Source organism: Pseudobdellovibrio exovorus JSS (genome assembly GCF_000348725.1).
Taxonomy (GTDB): Bacteria; Bdellovibrionota; Bdellovibrionia; order Bdellovibrionales; family Bdellovibrionaceae; genus Pseudobdellovibrio; species Pseudobdellovibrio exovorus.
This window is the reverse complement of record NC_020813.1, coordinates 2,552,135-2,573,714: the sequence shown is the minus strand read 5'-3', so window position 1 is coordinate 2,573,714 and position 21,580 is coordinate 2,552,135. Positions and strand designations below refer to the sequence as shown.

At 43.2% G+C, this 21,580-nt stretch carries 23 protein-coding genes; 13 read left to right on the top strand and 10 right to left on the bottom strand.

From position 1 onward, the window contains the following. Positions 1–493: 493 nt before the first annotated feature. Positions 494–1,168: a hypothetical protein gene (locus A11Q_RS12785; protein WP_015471245.1), complete on the top strand. Its 675-nt coding sequence runs from the start codon at positions 494–496 to the stop codon at positions 1,166–1,168. A 26-nt stretch (positions 1,169–1,194) separates the two neighbouring features. On the opposite strand, the gene A11Q_RS12780 is transcribed toward A11Q_RS12785, so the two are convergent. From A11Q_RS12780 to A11Q_RS12760, 5 genes are all read right to left on the bottom strand, one after another. Continuing rightward, positions 1,195–1,911: a hypothetical protein gene (locus A11Q_RS12780; RefSeq protein WP_015471244.1), complete on the bottom strand. Its 717-nt coding sequence runs from the start codon at positions 1,909–1,911 to the stop codon at positions 1,195–1,197. A gap of 16 nt (positions 1,912–1,927) precedes the next feature. Next, positions 1,928–2,953 (bottom strand): collagen-binding domain-containing protein, encoded by a 1,026-nt coding sequence (locus A11Q_RS12775; RefSeq protein WP_015471243.1) that lies wholly within the window; start codon positions 2,951–2,953, stop codon positions 1,928–1,930. A gap of 95 nt (positions 2,954–3,048) precedes the next feature. Further along, entirely contained in the window at positions 3,049–3,741 is a 693-nt protein-coding gene (locus tag A11Q_RS12770; RefSeq protein WP_015471242.1) for a hypothetical protein, read from the bottom strand. Next, positions 3,738–4,256, bottom strand: a complete 519-nt coding sequence (locus A11Q_RS12765; protein ID WP_015471241.1) for a hypothetical protein — start codon at positions 4,254–4,256, stop codon at positions 3,738–3,740. Before A11Q_RS12765 ends, A11Q_RS12770 begins: the two co-directional genes overlap by 4 nt. Positions 4,257–4,341: 85 nt before the next feature. Beyond that, a complete protein-coding gene (locus tag A11Q_RS12760; protein WP_041575313.1) occupies positions 4,342–5,295 on the bottom strand; it encodes a DUF4172 domain-containing protein in 954 nt (317 codons plus the stop codon). Between the two features lie 149 nt (positions 5,296–5,444). Here A11Q_RS12760 and rplU point away from each other — a divergent pair, with 149 nt between their 5' ends. From rplU to rimO, 8 genes are all read left to right on the top strand, one after another. Next, positions 5,445–6,032 carry a 50S ribosomal protein L21 gene (gene rplU / locus A11Q_RS12755; RefSeq protein WP_015471239.1) on the top strand — a complete coding sequence of 196 codons (588 nt, stop codon included), beginning with the start codon at positions 5,445–5,447 and terminating at the stop codon, positions 6,030–6,032. Positions 6,033–6,072: 40 nt separating this feature from the next. Continuing rightward, positions 6,073–6,333: a 50S ribosomal protein L27 gene (gene rpmA / locus A11Q_RS12750; RefSeq protein ID WP_015471238.1), complete on the top strand. Its 261-nt coding sequence runs from the start codon at positions 6,073–6,075 to the stop codon at positions 6,331–6,333. Between the two features lie 125 nt (positions 6,334–6,458). Next, a complete protein-coding gene (obgE, locus tag A11Q_RS12745) occupies positions 6,459–7,493 on the top strand; it encodes a GTPase ObgE (RefSeq protein ID WP_015471237.1) in 1,035 nt (344 codons plus the stop codon). A gap of 19 nt (positions 7,494–7,512) precedes the next feature. Beyond that, positions 7,513–8,556 (top strand): nicotinate (nicotinamide) nucleotide adenylyltransferase, encoded by a 1,044-nt coding sequence (gene nadD, locus A11Q_RS12740; protein WP_015471236.1) that lies wholly within the window; start codon positions 7,513–7,515, stop codon positions 8,554–8,556. A gap of 21 nt (positions 8,557–8,577) precedes the next feature. After that, complete coding sequence (locus A11Q_RS12735) at positions 8,578–9,048, top strand: 23S rRNA (pseudouridine(1915)-N(3))-methyltransferase RlmH (RefSeq protein WP_015471235.1); 471 nt, start codon at positions 8,578–8,580, stop codon at positions 9,046–9,048. Between the two features lie 77 nt (positions 9,049–9,125). Continuing rightward, entirely contained in the window at positions 9,126–9,794 is a 669-nt protein-coding gene (locus A11Q_RS13670; RefSeq protein WP_015471234.1) for a ComF family protein, read from the top strand. A 75-nt stretch (positions 9,795–9,869) separates the two neighbouring features. Further along, the gene (locus A11Q_RS12725) at positions 9,870–10,538 is read left to right on the top strand and encodes a LolA family protein (RefSeq protein WP_015471233.1); all 669 of its coding nucleotides are present in this window, start codon (positions 9,870–9,872) and stop codon (positions 10,536–10,538) included. Continuing rightward, entirely contained in the window at positions 10,535–11,905 is a 1,371-nt protein-coding gene (gene rimO / locus A11Q_RS12720) for a 30S ribosomal protein S12 methylthiotransferase RimO (RefSeq protein WP_015471232.1), read from the top strand. The genes A11Q_RS12725 and rimO overlap by 4 nt, the downstream gene beginning before the upstream one ends. 45 nt (positions 11,906–11,950) lie before the next feature. On the opposite strand, the gene A11Q_RS12715 is transcribed toward rimO, so the two are convergent. After that, the gene (locus A11Q_RS12715; protein WP_015471231.1) at positions 11,951–13,156 is read right to left on the bottom strand and encodes a tetratricopeptide repeat protein; all 1,206 of its coding nucleotides are present in this window, start codon (positions 13,154–13,156) and stop codon (positions 11,951–11,953) included. 35 nt (positions 13,157–13,191) lie between these two features. Here A11Q_RS12715 and A11Q_RS13665 point away from each other — a divergent pair, with 35 nt between their 5' ends. The 3 genes from A11Q_RS13665 (at position 13,192) to A11Q_RS12700 (ending at position 16,446) form a co-directional block, all read left to right on the top strand. Next, positions 13,192–14,268, top strand: a complete 1,077-nt coding sequence (locus tag A11Q_RS13665) for a hypothetical protein (RefSeq protein ID WP_051056773.1) — start codon at positions 13,192–13,194, stop codon at positions 14,266–14,268. 119 nt (positions 14,269–14,387) lie between these two features. After that, a complete protein-coding gene (locus A11Q_RS12705) occupies positions 14,388–14,834 on the top strand; it encodes a DUF2203 domain-containing protein (protein WP_015471229.1) in 447 nt (148 codons plus the stop codon). Beyond that, complete coding sequence (locus tag A11Q_RS12700; RefSeq protein ID WP_235044621.1) at positions 14,764–16,446, top strand: NAD+ synthase; 1,683 nt, start codon at positions 14,764–14,766, stop codon at positions 16,444–16,446. Before A11Q_RS12705 ends, A11Q_RS12700 begins: the two co-directional genes overlap by 71 nt. Before the next feature lie 254 nt (positions 16,447–16,700). Here A11Q_RS12700 and A11Q_RS12695 read toward each other — a convergent pair whose 3' ends face one another. After that, a complete protein-coding gene (locus A11Q_RS12695) occupies positions 16,701–17,705 on the bottom strand; it encodes an alpha/beta hydrolase (RefSeq protein ID WP_015471227.1) in 1,005 nt (334 codons plus the stop codon). A gap of 66 nt (positions 17,706–17,771) precedes the next feature. Next, on the bottom strand, positions 17,772–18,386 hold the full coding sequence (locus A11Q_RS12690) for a 3'-5' exonuclease (RefSeq protein WP_015471226.1): 615 nt from the start codon (positions 18,384–18,386) through the stop codon (positions 17,772–17,774). A gap of 26 nt (positions 18,387–18,412) precedes the next feature. Here A11Q_RS12690 and A11Q_RS12685 point away from each other — a divergent pair, with 26 nt between their 5' ends. After that, positions 18,413–18,718 (top strand): 2Fe-2S iron-sulfur cluster-binding protein, encoded by a 306-nt coding sequence (locus tag A11Q_RS12685; protein ID WP_015471225.1) that lies wholly within the window; start codon positions 18,413–18,415, stop codon positions 18,716–18,718. Between the two features lie 321 nt (positions 18,719–19,039). Here A11Q_RS12685 and A11Q_RS12680 read toward each other — a convergent pair whose 3' ends face one another. Next, the gene (locus A11Q_RS12680; RefSeq protein WP_015471224.1) at positions 19,040–20,254 is read right to left on the bottom strand and encodes a hypothetical protein; all 1,215 of its coding nucleotides are present in this window, start codon (positions 20,252–20,254) and stop codon (positions 19,040–19,042) included. Then, a complete protein-coding gene (locus A11Q_RS12675; RefSeq protein WP_041575310.1) occupies positions 20,247–21,578 on the bottom strand; it encodes an ArnT family glycosyltransferase in 1,332 nt (443 codons plus the stop codon). Before A11Q_RS12675 ends, A11Q_RS12680 begins: the two co-directional genes overlap by 8 nt. Between the last annotated feature and the right edge of the window lie 2 nt (positions 21,579–21,580).

The window sequence follows — 21,580 nt, the reverse complement described above, 5'->3', positions numbered from 1 at the left end:
TCGAGGAGACAAAATCTCTGAGCCTTGTAAAAAAGATGGCGTCATTTCTATATAAATGTCTGCGGTGACAAGAATACTAGAGATATTAGATGCCGGCGATAGAGGTAGAGTTTTTATAAAAAAGAAAAGAAAAGCTACAAACGCAATAAAGGGCAGCGAAAACCAAAGTTTATTTTTTAAAACTCGTTTTGCGAAAAAACTCTTCATTATCTAAAGATAGCATGAGCAGGACGACTCAATAAATCGCAAATGTGTTTTATAGAAATAATTAAAAAAATTCGTTAAATTTTTTTAACAAAACTAACATCAATCCGTGGATATAGAATATTTCAGGCAGCGTATATTAAGGCGCATGATTCTGAGACTGATCCAGAAAAAAAGCTGATCTATGGTACAATGTAGAAAGATCCGAGGAAAAAATAAATAAACTTAAGATAATGTTAGATAATATGTTAAAAGCAGTGGGAAATGTCGTAGAGGTAAAAGTTCAAAAATGATGCCTTTTTTTATAGTTGTAGTGTTGTTGTATGCATTAAGCCCATATAGATCTGGAGATAGTTCGAGATCATATGGCACAATGCCCTGTGCTGTTGCAGAAAGTATTAATTCTGAAATAAGCATATTTTTTTCAATTTTATTCGCTGAAAAAATATGTCATGTCACTTATAAGATTCAAGGCAGAAGCGAAGAGAAGAAAAAGTTATCTACCGCGTGCCCTGTGGCACATAAGCCAAAACAAATATTCATAAAAAACATAGAAGCTGCAGAACCACCTTTTAGACAACGGCTGGTAGATATAGATGCTATCAATGATTTGCGTTGTGTTTTGCCGGGACCGTACCAGATTCATGGCGGGGTTAGTTTTATCCCATATGAATATACAGATATGAATGTTGGATTCTTTTTTGATATGTTAAAAGAAGATGAAAAAACCGTTGAACATCTTGAACAACAAAGCTTTCGACTAATAAAAACAGAAGGTAATGTGTGGTCATTTCATCTTTATCCGGCCATAGAAGTTAACGTTGAAGTGGATGAACGTACAAAAAGAATAATTCGACTGATAAATACTGAGAGATTATTTCTTGTTGAGAATGATGCTGGAGAGATTATCTCTTTAAAAAAACCAACAAGTATAAAAGATATTAAGATATTTGGAATTTTTTAGACTAATTTATCTGTAGCTGTCAGGATTTACCTCACCTCAAACAACAAACTCTCCCCATTAAACACCACACCCGCCTTCAGCGCGCGAGCCCGCAGCTCCGCCGCTTTGCCAGCATCTCCATACAAACCTTCGCCCGCAAGAGGAGGGCTTAAGAAAACCATTTGTGCGCGACTAACTCTATAGGTGCCGCCCAGCACGTAATCCCCTGGGATTTTCGAGTTCGCCCGTGGGTACATGGTGCGACCCAGTGAAAATAACGTTCCCATGTTTTCATTTTTCTTTAAGAACAAAAACTTCCAATAGCCACGATACATATTGCCGCAGCGATCGCGATAGATATCCGACATAATCACGAAATAAGCCACGTCGGGACGTAGACAGGCGAACTGTCCGTTGCTGCCTTTATATTTCGACGACATCGCGCAGGCTTCGTCGTCGCCTTTTAGTTTTGTATTATCGTATCCGCCCCAGTCGAAGCGGTGATAGATCTTGCTGTCCTGTTGCGGATGTGTCGGGTATAAACTATCTGGATCTACAGGGCAGTTGATTTCAACGCGGTCCAGAGTGGCTAAATTCACAGACGAGTCGGCGTAGCCTTCAACAGGCTGCCACCCACGAAAGGCGTTAGCATTCGGAGGCGTTGACGGCATTAAGTCTGTCGGTGTGCGTATTTGCGCGCGCACCACTAAAGCCGTTAGAACAAGACACCAGATAAAAAAAACTCTTAATGCCAACGTCGCCATAGGATAGTCCTTCTTATTATCGAGGTTTAGGGATCACAGCTGGTGGAGGTGTCGGTTGTGGTTTTACTGGTGTGGGCTGTGCGCCGACTCCACATTGAGGATTACCAATTTGTAAACATGGGTTTTCATGCCCCGCATCTGGCGGTAAGTTCACCTGTACTGTGGCGCGCCCAAAGGTCGTTTCGATAGAGTCCGCATACAATCCACCTGTGATTTTCATATCGACAGCGGTCACTAAAGCCACAGGAGCCACAACATAACCTTGTAATCCCGCGCTGCCATCTTGCTTGTCTAAGTAATTAGAGTTAGCTCCGCCCACATTTCCTAAGCGCAACTCGAAAGTATTGGGAAAGTTCCAAATGATATTGCGGATTTTTAAACCGATCACATTGATCTTCGCATATTGAATAGCAACAGACTGGCTGGTGAAGTTCAAAACTAAAATCTGATCGGCGCGTCCTGAAAGAATGATCTCGCGATTAGAAAGATCCGCGTCTGAAATAAAAATGCTATTTAAAGTTTGGTTGCCAGTGACTGTCAGATATAAATTTCCGAAAGAGTCCTGACGAGTCACCGTGCGAGTTTCGGCCTGAGCCAAGTTCTGTGACAAATTCAAAAGACCATTTGAAACATAATTTAAATCCAAGTTCGGCTGTACTTTTAGATTTGGTAAAGAAAAACTGGGATAGGGATTGCGCTCGACATTCAAGCGAACTTGGCGAGTCGGCGATGTGATAAACTGATAAGCTTTGCCACTCGCTCCATAAAATGAGTTTCCAATCACCAATGATGGACAGGTATTTCCACGCAATTTTTCGCCGAACGCAAAGTTGCGGGCATGAAGTTGATTCACAACTGCGGTCATGCCTTCAAAGTCCGAAGACTGCACCTGAGCATTATTGCGCACAAAAACAGAATAATCAGTCAAGCGATAAAGATCACAATTTGTTTGTACAGTTGTATTGCCCGCAAAAGAGCTAACAGCAAATACGTTCAACGCACAGAACACCACTAACAAAGATAAGCAGAATAGTTTTTTCATGGGGTCTGTATAGACCTAACGCGAAGACTTGGGTATCTGAAACAGCCTGCTAAAAAGAACCTATGAATATATTACTAGAGTTTAAGCTCTGCGCCTTAAAAATTCTTCATTCTTAGCTGAAGAGCTGTGATTGTTTCTTGAATCTGTTGCCTATTTAAAACAGCTCCAGATAAGGCATCTAAAAATGCAGAAGTGTTTAAAAGTCGCTTAAATTCGTTTCTGAGGTATTCAATCAATTCCTCAGAGCAATCTGTGCGTTTGTCTTCCAGCATGCGGCTGGGTGAAACCTCTAAAACTGTAATGATATCTTCCATATCCGAACTGCCAAGATAGTCCGAATTTCCACGGCCTTTAAAGGCTTCGATTTTCGAGGCGATAAAGTAAGGTAAGCTAAAAATCTTAACTTGTACGGGATCATCGATGACGACAATCGCTTTTTCAATGCCCTCTTTATACCATCGATTTGTAAAGCCAAAGGTTGCAATATTTGAACTCATTATATCAACGATAAACCCATTGTAAATCCATCGACAAACAGGGGCGCCTTGGCTGGTGTCATTGCGAAAGCCTTTTTGGCGTAAAATATCTTCATTAATCGAATTTGCATGACGGCCCAAAATCTCCATAACAACATCAATATCTTCAGTGGGACGAACTTGATGTTGATAAGCTTCAGGAACATAAAATGGGACAGTGGCCCCACCCACAAAGACTGCGTTCTCATTAAGTTCACCCAATGCTTTTGCAATAACCTTAATCATTTCCGCAGTAACTAAGTTTAAACTCATAATTTTTTGATCTTGCTTTCCAAATACCTTTCGGCCAACTTTCTTTCCCGTGCTCTTCCGACCCGCAGAATTTCGATGGCTGACATAAGACCGTAAAATTCAGAATCATCTAGTGCGGCCAAAGGAAGTTCAGGATAGAAAGGCTTAATCATCTGTCCGCGTATTTTTCCATGTAGTGAGGGCCAAACATAACGATCTTCATCACTATGGATCACCATATTGTTATGTATTGTGGATGATAGCGCTGTAGGGACTCCTACGGCTAAAGCGCCGACTTCTGCCGGAAAAGAATATTTCACACCATGAAGAATAAACTCAAGGGCTGCCGAACAGTTTACTCGTTTATTTTGTACTAACTGAGCTTTTGAAAGACGTACTAAAGATTTTGCAACTTCGCTTTGGCTAAGTCCCATAGCTTTGGCTAAGTCCACTTGCTTCCACTGGTCAGTTTGCAAGGCTAAAAGCTTTACTAGTACGGCCACATCTTGAGGTTTTAAACTGAGCTGCTGTCGCATACGATAAGTATATGCCAGATTTTCAAAATATTCAATATTCAATATTCCAATATGGAATATAATAGTAATATCAATAAGATAAAAACTATGCTTTGATCAAATTTGCTAAGCTGTAACTGACCGAGCGGCCCTTTTTGTTGCCTATTTGTAACAGTCCGAGTTTCACGAGTTCAGCCAAATCCCGTTTAGCCGATTCGCGACTGGTTTCACACAGTTCTACGTAGCGACGATTTGTCATTTCGCTTTCACCTAGAAGCATCGAGTTTAAGATCTGACGTTGGCGTGCATTCAAATTCAATTCGGAATGGCGGGCCCAGAAGCGTTCCACGGAAAAATCTTTGTCGGCAATTGCAAAGGAAGCCTGTACGGCTTCCAGATAAAGCTGTAAATAAAACTGCATCCATGTGGTGATGTCGCCGTTTTCTTGATGGGAAGCTTGCATTAAGCGTTCGATCTCGTCGCGATTTTCTTCTAACTGAATGGCGATATCGTAATATCGAAGCGAAGTCTTTTCATTTTCTTGTAAACTCAGCTCTGCCAGCGCGGCGGCGATTTCTAAATTGCCCGCTTCAAACGGGGACAACAGATAGAACCAAAAGAAAGCAAGGCCCGAACGCAAGACGGGGTCAAGGGCCGCAGGTGCTTCTTTCCACCATGTCAGATATTTAGGGATTTCCTCTTTTAAAAGCTCGGGCGGTAAAAATTCGGTTTTTAAGTTCAAAAGATTCTGATCGCGAAACTCGCCCACACGCACTTTGCGAACTCCAGCATAGCCCGTAGGATAAAGCGAGGCTTGCCAGCCGCGCAGCCGCTCGTCGGTTAAGGCCGTGGCATCTGCGCTCGATGCAGTCAGCAGGTCTTCATAAAGGTGTTTTTTCGTGTCGGACATTTCATAAGAGTGAACAAACGAGGAGGGAAGAGCCAACAGTTGCCCCTGTATAAAGCGGGTCTGAACCAGCAGCTCGGTCAGGGCCGAGTTGCTCCAGTAAAATGAGGGCCATTCGGGCCTTTTCCATAAAAAATCAGTTAAATGGGTCATAATGTGACCCATTTATAAGAAATAATCGGGTCAAAAACAAGACTTTTTACTCTGAATCTGAGTAAAAAAAGAAATGGTATTGACAGTCGGCCTAGCAAAATGGCACAAACGTCTTTCTCGCATATAAGTTAAAACGAAAGAGGATGACTATGTACGCAATCATTAAAACCGGCGGCAAACAATACAAAGTTCAAGCTGGTGATGTATTACAAATCGAAAAAGTAGAACAAGAATTGGGTTCTGAGTTCAAAATCAGCGACATCTTGATGATCGGTGGTGAAAAAGCTCATGTTGGAACTCCACTTGTTAAGAACGCTACAGTGACGGCTGTTGTAACAAAACAAGCACGCACTAAAAAAGTGATCGTTTTCAAAAAGAAACGTCGTCAAGGTTACAGAAAATTCGCAACTCACAAACAAGATTTCACAGAGATCTTCGTTAAGGCGATCACGTCTCCAGACGGACAAACTTCTAAATCTGACGAAACTCCAGTTGTAAAAGACATGGCTAAGTTACGTGAAGAAAGAATCCAACAGAAAGTCGCTGATCACAAAGCTCGCGTTTCTGTAAGATCTGCAGATGTTGAAGCGGCTCCAGCTTCTAAAAAGCCAGCTAAAAAAGCGGCTACTAAGAAGAAAGCTACAAAAAAAGCAGCAGCTAAAAAAGCTCCTTCTAAGCGTTCAGTGAAAACTGCAGCTAAGAAAGCTACAAAAAAGACTGCTAAGAAAACTAAATAATAACTTTTAACGAATTTAAATTTTTGAAACGGAGTAAATAATGGCAAGTAAAAAAGCTGGTGGTAGTACCAAGAACGGCCGGGATTCACAGTCGAAGAGATTAGGCGTAAAAAGATTCGGTGGCCAATTAGTAAAATCAGGAACTATTATCGTTCGTCAACGTGGAACTAAATTCCACACTGGGAACAATGTGAAAATCGGACGTGATCACACGATCTATGCAGTGATCGAAGGTCATGTTAAATTTGAAAGATTTTCTAAAGATAGATTCAAAGTTAGCGTTTACCCTAAAGCGGCGTAAAACAGCTTTGCAACTGAGCTAAAATCATCTAAAAAGGGGCCTTAACGGGCTCCTTTTTTTTGGTGCCAGGCCTTATTTCCGGACACGATGCGTCCGTAAACACGGCCTGGCACCCTAGGAAAACTATGAAATTTGTTGATGAAGTTAAAATTACAATTGCCTCTGGTCATGGTGGTCCCGGTGCGGTGAGCTTTCGCCGTGAATCTTTTGCTCCTCGTGGTGGCCCTGATGGTGGTGATGGTGGTAAAGGCGGCGATGTTATCTTCAGAACGTCTCGTCACATCAACTCATTAGTCGATTATAGAAATTTAAAGACATATGCAGCACAGAATGGACAGCCAGGGGGCAAAGCGAATTGCTCGGGGCCAAATGGGGAAGACATGATTATGATCGTTCCCGAGGGCTCTGTGATTCGTAGCCAAGATGGTGAAGTTCTTTATGACTTAACAGGTATTGAAGAAGTGACGGTTCTAAAAGGCGGCCGTGGTGGTAAAGGAAATACATTCTTTAAAACCAGCGTGAACCAAGCGCCTGAACATGCTCAACCGGGCGAAGAGGGCGAAAGCCTTGATATCATACTTGAATTAAAACTGATCGCTGACGTGGGTATTATCGGTTTTCCGAATGCGGGTAAATCGACATTGATTTCGCGTATCTCGGCAGCGAAACCGAAAATTGCAGACTATCCGTTTACGACATTAACTCCGCAATTAGGTGTGGTTAAAGTTGGGGATTACAGTAACTTCGTTGTTGCCGATATTCCGGGCTTGATCAAAGGGGCGCATCAAGGTGTGGGTTTGGGAATTATGTTCTTAAAACATATCGAGCGCACCAGTTTGTTTTTACACTTAGTCGATGTTTCGGGCATGAGTGGCCGCGATCCATTGCAGGATTACGAAGATATCCAATTTGAATTACAAAAGTATGATGAAATGAACCAAGATAAAGACGGGTTCTTTCCATTAAGTTCGCGCGAGCAGATCTTAGTTTTAAATAAAACAGATCTGTTACCAAAAGATCAGATAGAAAAAATAAAACAGCAATTTAAGAAAAAATTCGGTGTGGATGGCTACGCGATTTCAGCTGTTACCGGAAAACAGACTCAGGATTTATTAGTGGCAGTGGCAGATAAAGTTCTGAAGTCGAAAGAAGAAATGTAAAGGCAATAAAGGTAAAGATATGAAAGTTGGAATATTCGGCGGCAGTTTTAATCCTCCACATAACGGACACGTCAACAGTCTGACAACTGTACAAAAGAAAATGGGTTTCGACTTAGTTCACATCATTCCGAACAGTCAGAATCCACTTAAGATTCCAATGGATGGCCCATCGGGTGATCATCGTCTGGAAATGGCCCGTTTAGCCTTTAGCACCTACGGGGATGCTTTCCGTGTTAATGATATCGAATTAAAACGTGGTGGCAAAAGCTACACTATCGACACCGTGAAAGAGCTTTTGAAAGAGTACAAATCAAAAGAGCTGTTCCTGATTATCGGCGCTGATAACTTCGAAACTTTTTCTGATTGGAAGGACTACAAAGAACTTCTAGAGCTAGTGAATATCGTGGTAACGACTCGCCCTGGGTATCAAATTCCTGAAGGTGAAGACGAGTGGCCAGATTATTTAACTCCGCTAGTGGCTGAAAGTGATTTCGGTACGTTAGAGCTAACAACAGGCCGTTCAGTTGAATTTATCACTTTAGATGATTTAGACATTTCGTCTTCTGAGCTTCGTAAAAAATTACGCGTAGGTCGCCCTGCTGAAAAGTTTTTACCATTAGCAGTTGAAAGCTACATCAAGCAAAATGGTCTGTATAAAAGTGGCAGCCAGAAGATTTCTAATTTTAAAAACTTTACGGAATTCTGTGCTCAGACTTTATTCGACAAAAAAGCGATTGCAGTAAAAGCATTTGATATTCAGTCGGTTTCGTCTAGCAGTGACTACACGCTGATTGCCTCTGGTACAAGTACTCGTCATGCCAGCTCTATGGCTGAAAACCTAGTGCGTGCGGTTAAAGATGAATTCAACGTCTACCCACTGAGTGTCGAGGGTGTCGATGAAGGTCGTTGGGTTGTTGTGGATTACGGAGCTTTGATTGTTCACCTTTTCTACGATTTTGTTCGTCAAGAATATCGCCTAGAAGATCTTTGGAAAAACGGGACCGAGTTAAAGCTGCAAGACAAAACGGCCGCGGCAGCAGCCAGCGCAGCTCCGAAAGCCTAAGAACTACAAAAGGAATCTTGCATGAAATGGACTCTGTACGACTTCAAAACAGCCAAGGAGCCTTGGTTTGATGAAGCCGAACAGGTCTATCTTAAAAAGATCAAACCATTTGCGACCTTTGATGTTCAGCATTTAAAAACTCTGAAAACAGATCGTGACGAAGCCACTTTAAAAAAGAATTACGAAGCCAAAGTGCTGTTAGAAAAACTTTCTAGCGATGATTTTGTTATTTTACTGGATGAAAAAGGCAAAAAACTGGATTCGATAGAATTTTCTAAGTTGGTTAATGCCGCTCGTGAGTCAGGGAAAAAGCGTGGCGTGTTCATTATCGGTGGTGCTTTTGGTGTCAGCGAGGAAATCAAAAAACGCGCCGAACGCTCTGTGTGTTTAAGTGATATGGTGATGAATCACTTGGTTGCGGAAGTGGTGCTGTTAGAGCAATTCTATCGTGCCCAGACAATTCTAAACCGAATTCCGTACCACAATATCTAAAAAACTAAGTTAAAATCCTTTGGGATAGCCGTCATGTGGGCAGAGCTTTTGCTTAATCCTTGGTGATGAGTCACTTTATGAGTCAGTCACTTCCTTCGAAAGTTTTATTCCAATCTTTTTTGCAATACCTGTTTTCTCCGAACTGTGTTCACTGCGGATCATTTTTTGTGGAAGACACCCTTCTGTGTGATGAGTGTTTTCGTTCGCGTCTTTATCCTCGACTTCAGCAGCAATTGCAGCATCCGTTGGTGTCAGTGATACCTCGACATTACTATCTTTTTGCATGGAACCCGCAAGAAAGTGATTTGCTCAGTGAAATGATTTATCGCTTAAAGGGTAATCGTGCATGGCCAGCGTGGGAATACTATGGAAAGTTGCTCTATTACTATGTCAGTGATTATCTTGACTGGGGGGAGTTTCAAGCGCTCGTGCCACTAGCGGGCTCTAAGCCGTCCTCTGTGCATGCGCAGATTTTAGCGACAGTTTTGTCAAAACACTCGGGCCTTCCGGTCTGGGATGTGTTGCAAAAAAGGACCTTGCAGCAGCAGAAAAAACTTTCGGCTGTAGACAGAAAACACCAGTCACAGATCGGTTTGAAAGGGCAGCTCCCTGAACATTTTACAAAACTGATATTTGTGGATGACGTTTTAACAACAGGACAAAGCTACGAACAGTCGCGAAAAGCACTTAATGCAAACTCAGAAGACGTAATTTTGACCCTATTCTACAGATCAAGGCGCAGGTAGAGTTTCGTCTGAGCGAAAGGGCTTCAACATAGCTTCCTGCTTGTTGTTTGTGCTATGATTTGCTATATACCTCGAATGAATTTTTTAATTGGAATTTCTTTATTTTTTATGGCGACGATGGGTGCGGTGACGGGCACGTCAGTGGGCGTGCAGGCTGCACAAGCACAGACGTTGCAAAAGACTCTCGAAAAGTATTCGCAGATGCCGTCGATTCAATTCGAAATCAAAAAAACAGATGAAAAAGTCATTTTGGGAACAACGACAGAATCCACAGGGATTTTGAAGTATCAAAAAAGTCGCCTTTACATTTCACAAAATGGATCTAAAAAAACAGAATTGTTTTATGCCGATAAAGTATTAACTTTGGTTGAGCATCCAGATACAGATTTTGGCGATGACGGAAAACGCAAAGTGACGGTGATCAAAAAAAATATCCCACCACTGGTCACCAGCTTATTAAATCTATTTTCTAACCCAAAGAATTTCACTAAAGAATTTTCTGTGGTGAGCCAATCCGAGTCTGAAGGCGTCTATGTGGCGACACTAAAACCCAAATCAGCGACGATCAAAAACCTAAGTCTAAAAGTAAATACATCGGATCTTTCTTTAACCGAGATGTCTTTCGTCGACGACGTAGATACAAAAACGACATTGAGCTTTAGCAACTTGAAAACCAATAAAAAAATGAATCGCTCTGAATTTCAATACAAGCCTTCAAAAACAGATGAGGTCCTAAACCAATGAAAACTTCCACTTCTAACACTCCAAAAAAAGTTCATTTCATTAGCTTAGGTTGCCCTAAGAATCTTGTAGACAGTGAAATCATGGCGGGAACGCTGATGAAAGACGGCTACAACGTTGTAGCTGACGCCGAAGAGGCCGATACCGTTGTGGTCAATACCTGCGGTTTTATCGAAGACTCTAAAAAAGAATCGATTCAAAGAATTCTAGACATGGCCGCTTTGAAAGAAGAAGGCAAAATCAAAAAAATCGTAGTGGCGGGGTGCTTAACTCAGCGCTATAAAACGGATTTAGTGGAAGGACTTCCTGAGGCCGATCTATTTGTGGGCTCGGGCGAATTCCAGAACATCGCTAAAATTTTAAAAAACCACGATGAAGGCGAAAAGAAAAAAACATTCTTTAATCTTCCGACGTATTTACAAGAAGACAGCACTCCACGTGTGAACTCACAGCCGGGTCATCGTGCCTATTTAAAAATTTCTGAAGGTTGCATGAAGCGTTGTGCGTTCTGTGCTATCCCGTTAATTCGTGGAAACTTACAGTCGCGTAAAATGGACAACATCGTGAATGAAGCCAAGCTATTAGCGGCGAGCGGTGTGAAAGAATTGATTATCATCAGCCATGACTTTACAGATTACGGCTGGGATGTCCGTCGCAAAGATCCAACGGCAAAAGAAAGCCCTGTTGAATTATTGCGTCGCCTTGCTGAGGTTGAAGGAATTAAGTGGATTCGTTTGTTATATCTTTATCCAGATGGAATCACGCCAGAGATGATCGATCTGATCAAAAATAACGATAAGTTCGTGAAATACTTCGATATGCCATTGCAACACATCAACAATGAAGTGTTGAAACGCATGAATCGCAAAATGACCCGCGAAGAAATCACCACGGCTTTAGACTTAATTCGTAAAGAGATCCCAGAGGCCGTGATCCGCACTCAGTTCATCGTGGGTTACCCAGGTGAAACGCAAGAACACTTTGAAGAGCTATTACAATTCGTTGCTGAACAAAAATTTGATCGCGTTGGGTGCTTCCAATACTCGCCTGAAGAAAACACTCCGGGTGGAAAAATGGATCAGCAAGTGGAAGCCGAAATCAAACAGTTCCGTCACGATGCTTTGATGGAAGTGCAGCAAAACATTTCACGCGATAAACACCGTGCCTTTATTGGTAAAACAGTTGAAGTTGTGGTGGAAGGCCTTAGTGATGAAACAGATTTACTGTTGCAAGGGCGTACGTCTCAGCAAGCTCCTGAAATTGATGGAGTGGTCTTGATCAATGATGGCCAAGCTAAAATCGGACAGTTCGTAAAAGTACTGGTTACAGATAGCATGGAATACGATTTGATCGGTGAAATCGTCGAGTAGTCGAATAAATAAATTCAATTAAGAAGTTTAATTAAGAGAACTTAATTACGATCCAGAGCAGCTGTTGACCGCCTCGATAAAGCGAGGGGCTTCAGCTATTTTTTCGTCATTTAGGTATTTAAAGGCCTTGCGAATTTCAACTTCATTTTTACTGTTGAGCTTGCACGCTTTTTTAAAAGCCTCAATGGCTTCTGTGTAATTTTTCGATTGAATCTCGGTCCATGCTAAACCCAACAAAGCGCGATTTGATGTGGGGGTCACCTCAAGAGCTTTTTTATATTCGCTTGCGGCTTCGGTGAATTTTTTATTCATAAAATTGATTTCAGCAAGACAGCTATGGCCCATTTCTGTCGGCTTAATCGCAATAGATTTTTTGAAAAGGGACTCAGCCTGTTTTAAATCCAAACGCTCGCGATGAGTAATGCCTTGGAAGATCGGCGGGAATGGATTTTGTGGAAAGCGACTTGAGGCTTGCAGACAAATACGTTCGGCCTCGGCGTTCATTGTGTTCAAAGTCATCACTTCGCAAAGCTGTGGTAGATAGGCATTTTTCGTCAAAGCATTGAGGTCTTCATAAAGAGTACTCGCTTCGTAATAATTGGATTCGGCGATGTACACTTCGGCTAAACTGCGCAGCAGTTCGACGTTAGAGGCGTTCTCTTTTTCTAAGGACATTTTATTTAAAATTTGCCTTGCAACACTGATACGATTTTCAGATAGAGCCGCTAATGAATTTACATACTCATTGTCAAAACCGCTGAGTTTTTGTTGCTTCATCTCTTGAATTAAAGCTCCGGCGGCCAGGTTGTTTTTTTGATCCAAGTATTCTTTGATAAGGCGAATCTGAGTTTTCACTCGCTGCTCATTAGACTCGTTTTTCAATTTTGTTTTAATCAGTTCGACACGACGTTTTTTTAAGTCGTCAGAAAAATCTTTAACAAGATCGTATTCGTTCATACGACAGATGGATTGATGCTCTTCGTACTTGCCCCCTAAATTGCTAGAGGGAGTTGTCGGCGTCGGTCCTGCAGGAGCATTGGCTCCGGCACCACCACTTGCACCACCAGCTGGATTTCCTGAGTTATTTGCCGGAGGTGGTGTTGTCGCTGCTGGGGGAGGAATCGGTTGAACTGTGCTCAGAGCATTGGCCAAAGCCTCAACGGGTGACTGTGCAGTCTGAGCGTGTCCCAAATCGAGACAAAAAAGGGCACTTGCAATAAAGAATAATCCAGATAAACCGTGTTTAAGCATAATACGTTTCTTTTGATCTTCCGATAAGTACAGAGGTGGAACAAGACCAGAAATCTATTTTTCAGACGAAGTTCTGTATTCGCAACAACAGCGGTCAAGCTGTTGTTGAGTATATTCTTATGATGGTTATCACCGTAGCTCTTATTTTAGGGGCTAAGCGCGCTTTTTCAAACGTAAATGAATTTATGAAAAGTTATATCGGAGACTACTACGAATGCCTGATGGAATTCGGAGAGTTACCGACCTTGGGAGTGTTCGACGAAACTCTAAGGCAACATGCCGGCGATGAAAATGGGGGACAAAAAGTTTGTAACGCTCGCTTTGAAGGATTTACGTTCGCCAACGGCAGACCACCTACAGGCGGCGGCAACAACGGCGGTGGCTCTGACGGCAATGGTGGTAATGGTTCAAATGGCGGAAACAATTCGTCTTCACCGGGTCGTGGGGGATCGGGTTCTGGTCGTACCGGAGACTCTCGTGATGGACGCTCTGGTTCCGGTTCTGATCGCAATGGAAATTCTTCACGAAATGCCGATGGCAGTAGCAGCCGTGATGGCTCGGGTTCTGTCTCTGGCTCTGATGGCTCCGGAGGCGGCAGTGCCAGTTCCTCATCACGCGGTCGTCGTTCATCCTATGCTGACGGAAAAGTTCGTCGCTTAAAAGGCGGCTATGGCGTCGGCGATGGACAAGTGGGGTCCGACAAGGTGTCTGTTGTGGATGAAAAAGGGTCCTCTGACGGAGAAGGCAGTGGAGGCCGCCGCGGGCGCGGTCGTGGGGGCCGTGGCGGCTCGGTCCGCTATGTCTACGAGCGCAGTAAGTATCGTGCCATCACAGGCCGAATGGAGCAGGAAATTGAAAGAACAGCTCCGAAAAAACAGCCTCCGAAAGTTAGCGCGAAAACTACAGCCAAGGTCAAAGGCGGAGAAGGTCTGCTTCCTTACAAGAAGACGTTTACTCCTCCGGAACCAAAGCGTGAAATTGCTTCGCAAAATGATGATTCTGGATTCAGTTTTGGTAATTTCTTCAAGTGGTTGATCATTGCCGCTATGGTGATCGCAATCGTGCTCTTCTTCGGTGGTCAGTTATTGAATTATACGAACTCGAAAGACTAAATCTGCAACGCCTTGCGCGATCTAAATTTTCTACAAAATGAAATTTGCTCGTTGAATCTTGTCAGAAAATAAAATTATAACTGGCTTCGAAAAAACAACTCTTAATAAAGGATCGAGCTTTGATCGAAATTATCAGCCGCAATACAGTACGCACTTTTACTCTAGCACAAGCTCAAGATCTTTTACCTTTGATCTATCGTTTAACAGACGAGTCCGCTAAACGTGCAAAATACTTAATGGCTTGTATTGAAGCCTTACCAGACAAGAAATCAACGCGTGCGGCAGAGCTGCAAGATCAAATCAATGACGTGATTGACCGCTGGCAAAGTAAGATCGAGCGCCTTGGCGCCAAACCAAAAGGCCTTTGGTTAGCGGACTTTGACAATGGTACGGGTTATTTTTGCTGGAAGTATCCAGAAACAAAAATTTTATTCAAACATGGCTACCAAGACGGCTTCACTGGGCGTATTCTAATTGCATCAGACGAGGAATTAGATGAAAGCTTCAACGAAGGTTGCACGCACCACCGCAACGACCAGCATGAGAATTGCCCTTTCCCAAATTAATGCCATACTTGGCGACTTTGAATCCAACATAGAAAAAATAAGCGCTGCAATTGATAGCGCTAAAGAAAAAAAAGCAGAGCTGGTGATCTTTCCTGAAGCCAGTCTGTTTGGTTATCACCCTTTCGACCTACTCGAGCGCGAAGAGTTAATTGATTCGCAAATGCGTGCTCTTAAATCCTTACTTAAAAAAATTCCCAAAGACATGTACGTGATTGTGGGGGGATTTGAAAAAAACACCAGTAAAAAAGGACGACCTTATTTCAATTCGGCTTTTCTTTGTACGCGTGGAAAAATCATCAAAACATTCCGTAAAGAACTCCTGCCAACCGGAGACGTCTTTGACGAAGCCAGATTCATTGAAAAAGGTCAGTTAAAAGACAACTATTTCAAACTGAAAGGCAAAACTTTTTTCCTGACTATTTGTGAAGACATTTGGGCGTGGGAAGACAAAAAAGGCCGCTCGGTTTATACAGAAAACCCACTTAAAAAAATCAAAAAGCAAAAAGTGGATTTAGTGATCAACCTCAGTGCGTCTCCGTTCTTTGAAGGCAAACTTGAACAGCGCGAATACGTTGTCCAAAAGACAGCACAGCACTTCAAGGCTCCGATGGTTTATGTCAACATGGTCGGAGCACAGGATGAAATCATCTATGACGGACAAAGCTTTCTTGTCGATAAAACAGGTAAAGTAAAATTCCGCTGCGAAGATTTTGCAGAGGATCTAAATGTCTTCGATCTTAAAACACTGGAAGACTGGACGGGCCACAAACCTGCACCGAAGCTGTCTTCTATCTGTAAAACAGAACAGCTGCGCAAAGCGCTTGTGTTGGGCCTTAAAGACTTTTCTGCAAAAACAGGTTTGCGCCATGTTCACTTAGGGCTTTCGGGCGGAATCGACTCGGCTGTGGTGGCTTGTCTGGCGGTGGATGCCTTGGGTTCAAACAATGTGAAGCTTTTTGCTTTGCCGACCGAATTCAATCGCCCCGAAAGTTTTGCTTTAGCCGACCAACTGGCAAAAAATCTTAAGGTCGAATTTCAAACGATTTCCATTCAGCCCATCTATGAAAAAATCAAAACTGAGATTGATCGCGAATACGACATTCAAGAATTTCAGTTAGTGCATGAAAATCTACAGTCACGCATTCGTGGGTTATTAATGATGGCTTACTCGAATAAATCCGGCAGTTTACTTTTAACTACAGGAAATAAATCAGAATATGCCACAGGCTACGCCACGCTTTACGGAGACATGTGCGGTGGCCTAGCTGTCATTGGCGATTTAACAAAAAAACAAGTCTATGACTTAGCCAAACACTTCAATCAAGAGTACGAATTGATTCCCGAGCAGATCATCACACGCCCACCATCAGCAGAGCTTCGTCCAAATCAAAAAGATCAAGACAGCTTACCAGAATACGATCTGTTAGACAGCGCCGTGATCAACATCGTGGAAGATCGCAAAAAAGCAAAAACAAAAACCGACAAGTGGCTTTTGCAACTGTTGATGAAAACAGAATTTAAGCGCTGGCAGGCTCCGCCGATTTTAAAAGTCTCTGAACACTCTTTCGGCCGCGGCCGCCGCTTCCCAGTAGCCCACAAAGCAAAAGAGTAAAGCAGAGAGTAAATTAAAGTAAAGCGAAGTAAAGTAAAGGCTCGATCTCAACCCCAATGATGTGGAGGGGGCTTCTGCCTAAACTTCGATGTCGGTTGGGCGCAGCATTCGCGCCTCGGATTCTTTAACGGATTATTCAGACGAAAAGCGGATTAACACACAGAACCAACACCCAACTTCCGGCGCGAAAGCAATGCAATAACTTCAACCCAAAAGCCGACAAGCCAAGCGGAGCCAAGCCGCGAACGAGCTAATTAGAGTCCGTTTACGCTATCCAAAAATCGCAGGGTGCGGCTGTACATATCGGTGGTGACGTCTTCCGTTTCATTGTCGATTTCGTGTAGGGCGCCATCATAAGACACCACTTGAAAGTGTCGTGCTTTGCGAGCCAGTGTTTTCAACGTTGCCGTGCGGTCCACATAGGTGTCTTCGTCTCCGGAAAGAAAAACCAATCCGTGCACACGCTCTGGAATGGACCAGTGTTGTGCTAGTTTAGAGGTCGCGACGAGGTTTGCCGCAAATAGAGGGACCTTCACTGGTGAGTCTGGCTTAACCGGATCAACATGGGGATTCGAGAGGCCGGAAAACGCATTACGGGTTAAAGTACGCTCGGTGATGATCGTCGACGCTATCGGGAGCAAATGCGGTTTCTCTGCAGCTTCGCCCACTAAAGTTTTAGTGTGAATGCCCGGAGCTATCAACACCACACCATCGGCGCGGTTGTGCCGAGCTTCACGATAAGAGGCAAGGCCTCCGGTGCTCCAGCCGATAAGAATCTTTTTTCCAGCAGAGCAGTCGTGTTCACTGTGGCCAAAATTCACACCAGCAAAACGAGCCCAGATTTCGTTCGCAATCGACGAGATTTCTAAACGACGAAAAGTCGCATCGGCTACGCGCGTGTGATTCATTGTTCCCTCAGATCCACCTTGTCCCATGTAATCAAAAAAGATCACGCGATATCCGTGATTTGTAATCGCACGAAAGAAAGGTTCGTGATTCATCACAGAGTCACCGAGTCCCTGTAGATACATCACACAGCCTTTGAATGCGGAATTACGGGCTTCCGCGTAGCCAATACGTAAATTCACATCTCCGACAAGTGGAACGCCACTGTGATAGGTGTAAGTTTCAAGATGGACACGATAAGGTGATTCATCAGACTGAGGCGTCCGTGATTGAAAAGAGGAACAGCCAACAAGGCTGTAAAAAAAACTAAACAACAGGCTTAAATAAAAAAAGGGCAGTAGGAATTTCTTCATACTGCCAGATTAATATAAAAATTGAATTTCGTTAACTGGACCTAGCCGAATTAGAACACTCGAACTCTAGAACATGAAGCCCATTTGTTTTGGCTGGCGCTCGATCTGCGGGAAGCGCAGTTCTGGTTTACCAGTCAAAGCCACAAGGTTTTCCACTTGTGGAGCTTTACCACCTACAGAAATACGGCGGATCATTTCTAAGAAAACATTTCCACAGTAAGTCGCATCTTCTTCCGCGCGATGGAATTCACCAGCAGGAATTTTTAAATGCTGAACTAAAGTTCCCAATTTGTAATTGGCTAAACCAGGAAAAACTTTACGACTGATAGGCAAAGTATCCACGATCACACCCAGCGGAGCCGGAGCTTCGTGTTTTTTAATATCGGAAATTAAAAACTGAGCATCAAACGGAGCATTATGAGCCACCAAAATCAAATCTTCGCAGAACTCAGCAAAGGCCGGTAATAGCGAGTCGATCTTAGGCTTACCTGCAACCATTGCATCTGTAATTCCATTCACCGCAGAAGCTCCTGGAGGAATACTTCTTTGTGGATCAACTAAAGTTGAAAACACGCTGTCCACGATTCCTTGTTCATTGAAGCGCACGGCTCCGATTTCAACGATCTGGTCAACGCCCGGTACAGTTCCTGTGGTTTCTAAGTCAAATGCTATGAATCTCATATATATTTTGATACAAACAATAGGGGATGGTTTCAAGTAAAAGACTACAAATAAAAGGCTTTTTTTCTGCTCTGGAAATAACGGCAGGGGACAATTTACTTGATACATTAAATGCCAACAATGTGGGCATTTATCAGTCCTGCGGGGCCAATGGCTCCTGCACCACCTGCCGTGTTTTTATACTAAAAGGCCTCGAAAACTGTAGCCCACGTACGGAAATCGAAGCCGAACGGGCCGACGAGCGCGGCTTTGAGGACAACGAACGCCTCGCCTGCCAAACACAGGTTTTCGGGGACATCGAAATAGAAATTGTAAATCTCGAAATCGAATAACTCTTCGCTCGATCCATTTGTTTTTTGGGCCTTTCCAAAGCCTCAGACAGCTGCAAGTTGAATCTGCGTGTTGATTTGATTTTGTCGCTCAGGTCTTCAACTTGCAGAACTCGTTTTGAAAAGACCCAAAAAACAAATGAAAGCGAACGTTAGTGCCTCATTCGCCCTCGAGATTTATGATTTCTCTTAAGAAATTGATACCAGTGATTATTTTTATGTGGTTTCTTTCACATGCTGAGATCTGAATATTTTGACCTTTAAAAACGAGTTCCGCCCTTCGGCGGCTGTTTGAGCTTTTTAAAGGTCAAAATATTTAGATCTCTACTTCGGAGAAACCACATAAAAGTTATTCGTATAAATCCATGTTAGCCACTTGATCGCGTCCGGCAGCGGGAAGCGGGGGCTGATGCGGACTTGGACGCGGTAGGTGCCGGGACCTTGCAATGGTAAAATACCTTCGAAGGTGTTGATCGTATCGACGCGTTGGCCGTTTTTGTAAAGGACGACTTCATAGAATGAAGTGGGCTCGGCGGGAAGTTTGAAATACAAGCGCAGGTTATCCGAGTACTCCACTTCGGAACCCATCGAGTAGCGCTGGCGATCATTTTCTTTAAATAAGTAAGCTTCAAAACCATTGGGGTTTCCTAAAGTATCAAAGCAAATGTAAAACTGTCCTCGCTTAAGTGCAGTTAGGATTTTTTGGCTATCTTCAGTCATGTTTCCTGTCAGCTCGGACGTCAGCAGTAAATGGTTCGAGGCCATACTCAGAACGCGTTCGTAGCTTGGGAATTTAATCAGCCAGTCCGCAAGTGGAATGGCGCGAGCTGAGGCTTCGGCTCCTTGGAACGCCACCAATCGGCGTGTCTGCGAAACCTGATCGAATAACATCAATTCTTCAGTAGGTTCTTGGAACAAGCGCATCAAGGCGTACTGTGGATTGAAAGGATAAAGCATCAAGCTCCAGATGGTAGAAAGGCGCGAGTAGTTCCACGAACGTTGAGCAAGACTTTTTAGATTGGCGATTTCGATACCATCAAGTCCCTCGGGCAAATCCCCTTTCCAATTGAAGTCCGATTTAAAGGGATGAGCCAAAACCAAAAGTGTGTCCGAGTTTTTCTGTGTAGATTCCGATAAGAGGTCTGACAACATCAATTGAGATTCGCCACTTTTAAGGCCGAGGTTTTTTTCTTTTGTCGAATAATAAATTAAGCGCGAGTCTTTGTAGCCGTACTTGGCCCCTTGCAAGACACCGATGTTCATCAGGTAGCTGTCATTGGGTGTTTTTACCTGAGGATTTAAATCTGTCATCATAATCAGTTTGTTTTCTGATTTGCGGGCTTCAGATAAAATCACACTTAATGGTTCTGAACCAATCGACAGATTGCTGTGAATGTTCATTCCCAATTTGTAATCGTAATAAAATCCTGTGGTTGTGGTTTTGCGTAAGTTAAAGCTGAGTTCAAATTGCGAGATATAAAAGCCGTAAGTAAAAAAACAAATCAGAAAAAAGGCGAATGTGGCCAATACCTTACTCATGGCTCAATTGATAAAGATCAATTCCGAGCTTGTCAAAGCTCTCGAGGTGAATTTTCTTATAAGACTCATATTGTGCGGGCCACCATGAATTATTGTACTTCAGAACGTAAAAACTGCGGGCTGTAGGCTTAGATTCAGGCAATGAGTCATAAAAATCATGACGGCTGAGCTCGTTCAGTTTCGGTACGAGCTTCTGCGTTTTCCACGTCAGCAAAGACGACATCTGATAGCTCGGTCCATACAGAGGTTGATATTTTTCAACGACGGGAAGTAAATCTGCAATTTGTGCCGAATTGACTAAGTTTCTGCGGACATGGGCACTTTGAGGCGACATGAAAAAGGCCGCTAGCAGAATATAAATTCCAATCCAATACACGATAGAGTAGCGCACCAGTTTCTGCGAACTTGTTTCGGCAAAGTGACGGGTTGCATGTAGGTGCGAACTGATCGGCCAATTGGCTTCCACCACAGATTTCAGCGAGCTACTGAAAAAGAAAGCCAGCTGTGACCATGTGAAAATGCGGTCTGCGAAAATAGGACCAGTGCCGTCTTGAGATTTTTTAAACAGCGTAAAAAAGACAAAGGGATTTAAAAGCAAAATCTGCGTGCCCACGTAAGCCAGCGGCCAATCCCACGTGAACGGATCTTGACCGAAACCGTGATTGATCTGAAATACAAACGAAGCCCATTCATTTTGTGCATTCCAAATAACAACAGGTAGGCTGCAAAGAGCCCCGATAACCAAAGTAAAAATTATGCCTAAAGGGCGTAGACGCAGGTAGCGTTTGCCAAAAGCCAAAGTGATTAAGCCGGAAATAACAAATAAAACGATATGATACTTAGAACAGAAACCCAGTCCAAGGAACAAACCTAAAAGCCCATACCACTTTAATTCTTTGGTGCGCAGAACATTTAAAAATGCCCAAAAGGATAAAGACCAAAAAAGAACTAGTGGTACATCCGGAGTTGCTAAGACAGAGCCAGCACCCAAAAGAGGATTTAAAAAGGCAAACAGTAAAAAAATCAGAATCGTGCGATAGGTAGCTTTTTCTTCTAATAGGATTTTAATCCAAACTAAAGAGGTTAGAAAGCCGCCCAAGATGAACATCACTCGCAGGGATAGGGGATGGCCCGCTGGAAAAAACAGATGCCCCAAATAAATCCACCAACCCACCATTGGCGGATGATCGAAGTAGCTCAGTTGGGGGTGAATCGACCAGATATAGTAATAGGCCTCATCGCCCACGACAGGTGTGATCCATGCGATCAGCACCTTGAGCAGTAATGTAATACCTAAAAAAAGATAAAGATGGCGTGAGTTCAAGC

Excerpts from the sequence above, each read along its gene's own strand:
- A11Q_RS12785 (WP_015471245.1), top strand. The coding sequence starts at position 494 with ATGATGCCTTTTTTTATAGTTGTAGTGTTGTTGTATGCATTAAGCCCA.
- A11Q_RS12780 (WP_015471244.1), bottom strand. The coding sequence starts at position 1,911 with ATGGCGACGTTGGCATTAAGAGTTTTTTTTATCTGGTGTCTTGTTCTA.
- A11Q_RS12775 (WP_015471243.1), bottom strand. The coding sequence starts at position 2,953 with ATGAAAAAACTATTCTGCTTATCTTTGTTAGTGGTGTTCTGTGCGTTG.
- A11Q_RS12770 (WP_015471242.1), bottom strand. The coding sequence starts at position 3,741 with ATGAGTTTAAACTTAGTTACTGCGGAAATGATTAAGGTTATTGCAAAA.
- A11Q_RS12765 (WP_015471241.1), bottom strand. The coding sequence starts at position 4,256 with ATGCGACAGCAGCTCAGTTTAAAACCTCAAGATGTGGCCGTACTAGTA.
- A11Q_RS12760 (WP_041575313.1), bottom strand. The coding sequence starts at position 5,295 with ATGACCCATTTAACTGATTTTTTATGGAAAAGGCCCGAATGGCCCTCA.
- rplU (WP_015471239.1), top strand. The coding sequence starts at position 5,445 with ATGTACGCAATCATTAAAACCGGCGGCAAACAATACAAAGTTCAAGCT.
- rpmA (WP_015471238.1), top strand. The coding sequence starts at position 6,073 with ATGGCAAGTAAAAAAGCTGGTGGTAGTACCAAGAACGGCCGGGATTCA.
- obgE (WP_015471237.1), top strand. The coding sequence starts at position 6,459 with ATGAAATTTGTTGATGAAGTTAAAATTACAATTGCCTCTGGTCATGGT.
- nadD (WP_015471236.1), top strand. The coding sequence starts at position 7,513 with ATGAAAGTTGGAATATTCGGCGGCAGTTTTAATCCTCCACATAACGGA.
- A11Q_RS12735 (WP_015471235.1), top strand. The coding sequence starts at position 8,578 with ATGAAATGGACTCTGTACGACTTCAAAACAGCCAAGGAGCCTTGGTTT.
- A11Q_RS13670 (WP_015471234.1), top strand. The coding sequence starts at position 9,126 with ATGAGTCAGTCACTTCCTTCGAAAGTTTTATTCCAATCTTTTTTGCAA.
- A11Q_RS12725 (WP_015471233.1), top strand. The coding sequence starts at position 9,870 with ATGAATTTTTTAATTGGAATTTCTTTATTTTTTATGGCGACGATGGGT.
- rimO (WP_015471232.1), top strand. The coding sequence starts at position 10,535 with ATGAAAACTTCCACTTCTAACACTCCAAAAAAAGTTCATTTCATTAGC.
- A11Q_RS12715 (WP_015471231.1), bottom strand. The coding sequence starts at position 13,156 with ATGCTTAAACACGGTTTATCTGGATTATTCTTTATTGCAAGTGCCCTT.
- A11Q_RS12700 (WP_235044621.1), top strand. The coding sequence starts at position 14,764 with ATGAAAGCTTCAACGAAGGTTGCACGCACCACCGCAACGACCAGCATG.
- A11Q_RS12695 (WP_015471227.1), bottom strand. The coding sequence starts at position 17,705 with ATGAAGAAATTCCTACTGCCCTTTTTTTATTTAAGCCTGTTGTTTAGT.
- A11Q_RS12690 (WP_015471226.1), bottom strand. The coding sequence starts at position 18,386 with ATGAGATTCATAGCATTTGACTTAGAAACCACAGGAACTGTACCGGGC.
- A11Q_RS12685 (WP_015471225.1), top strand. The coding sequence starts at position 18,413 with ATGGTTTCAAGTAAAAGACTACAAATAAAAGGCTTTTTTTCTGCTCTG.
- A11Q_RS12680 (WP_015471224.1), bottom strand. The coding sequence starts at position 20,254 with ATGAGTAAGGTATTGGCCACATTCGCCTTTTTTCTGATTTGTTTTTTT.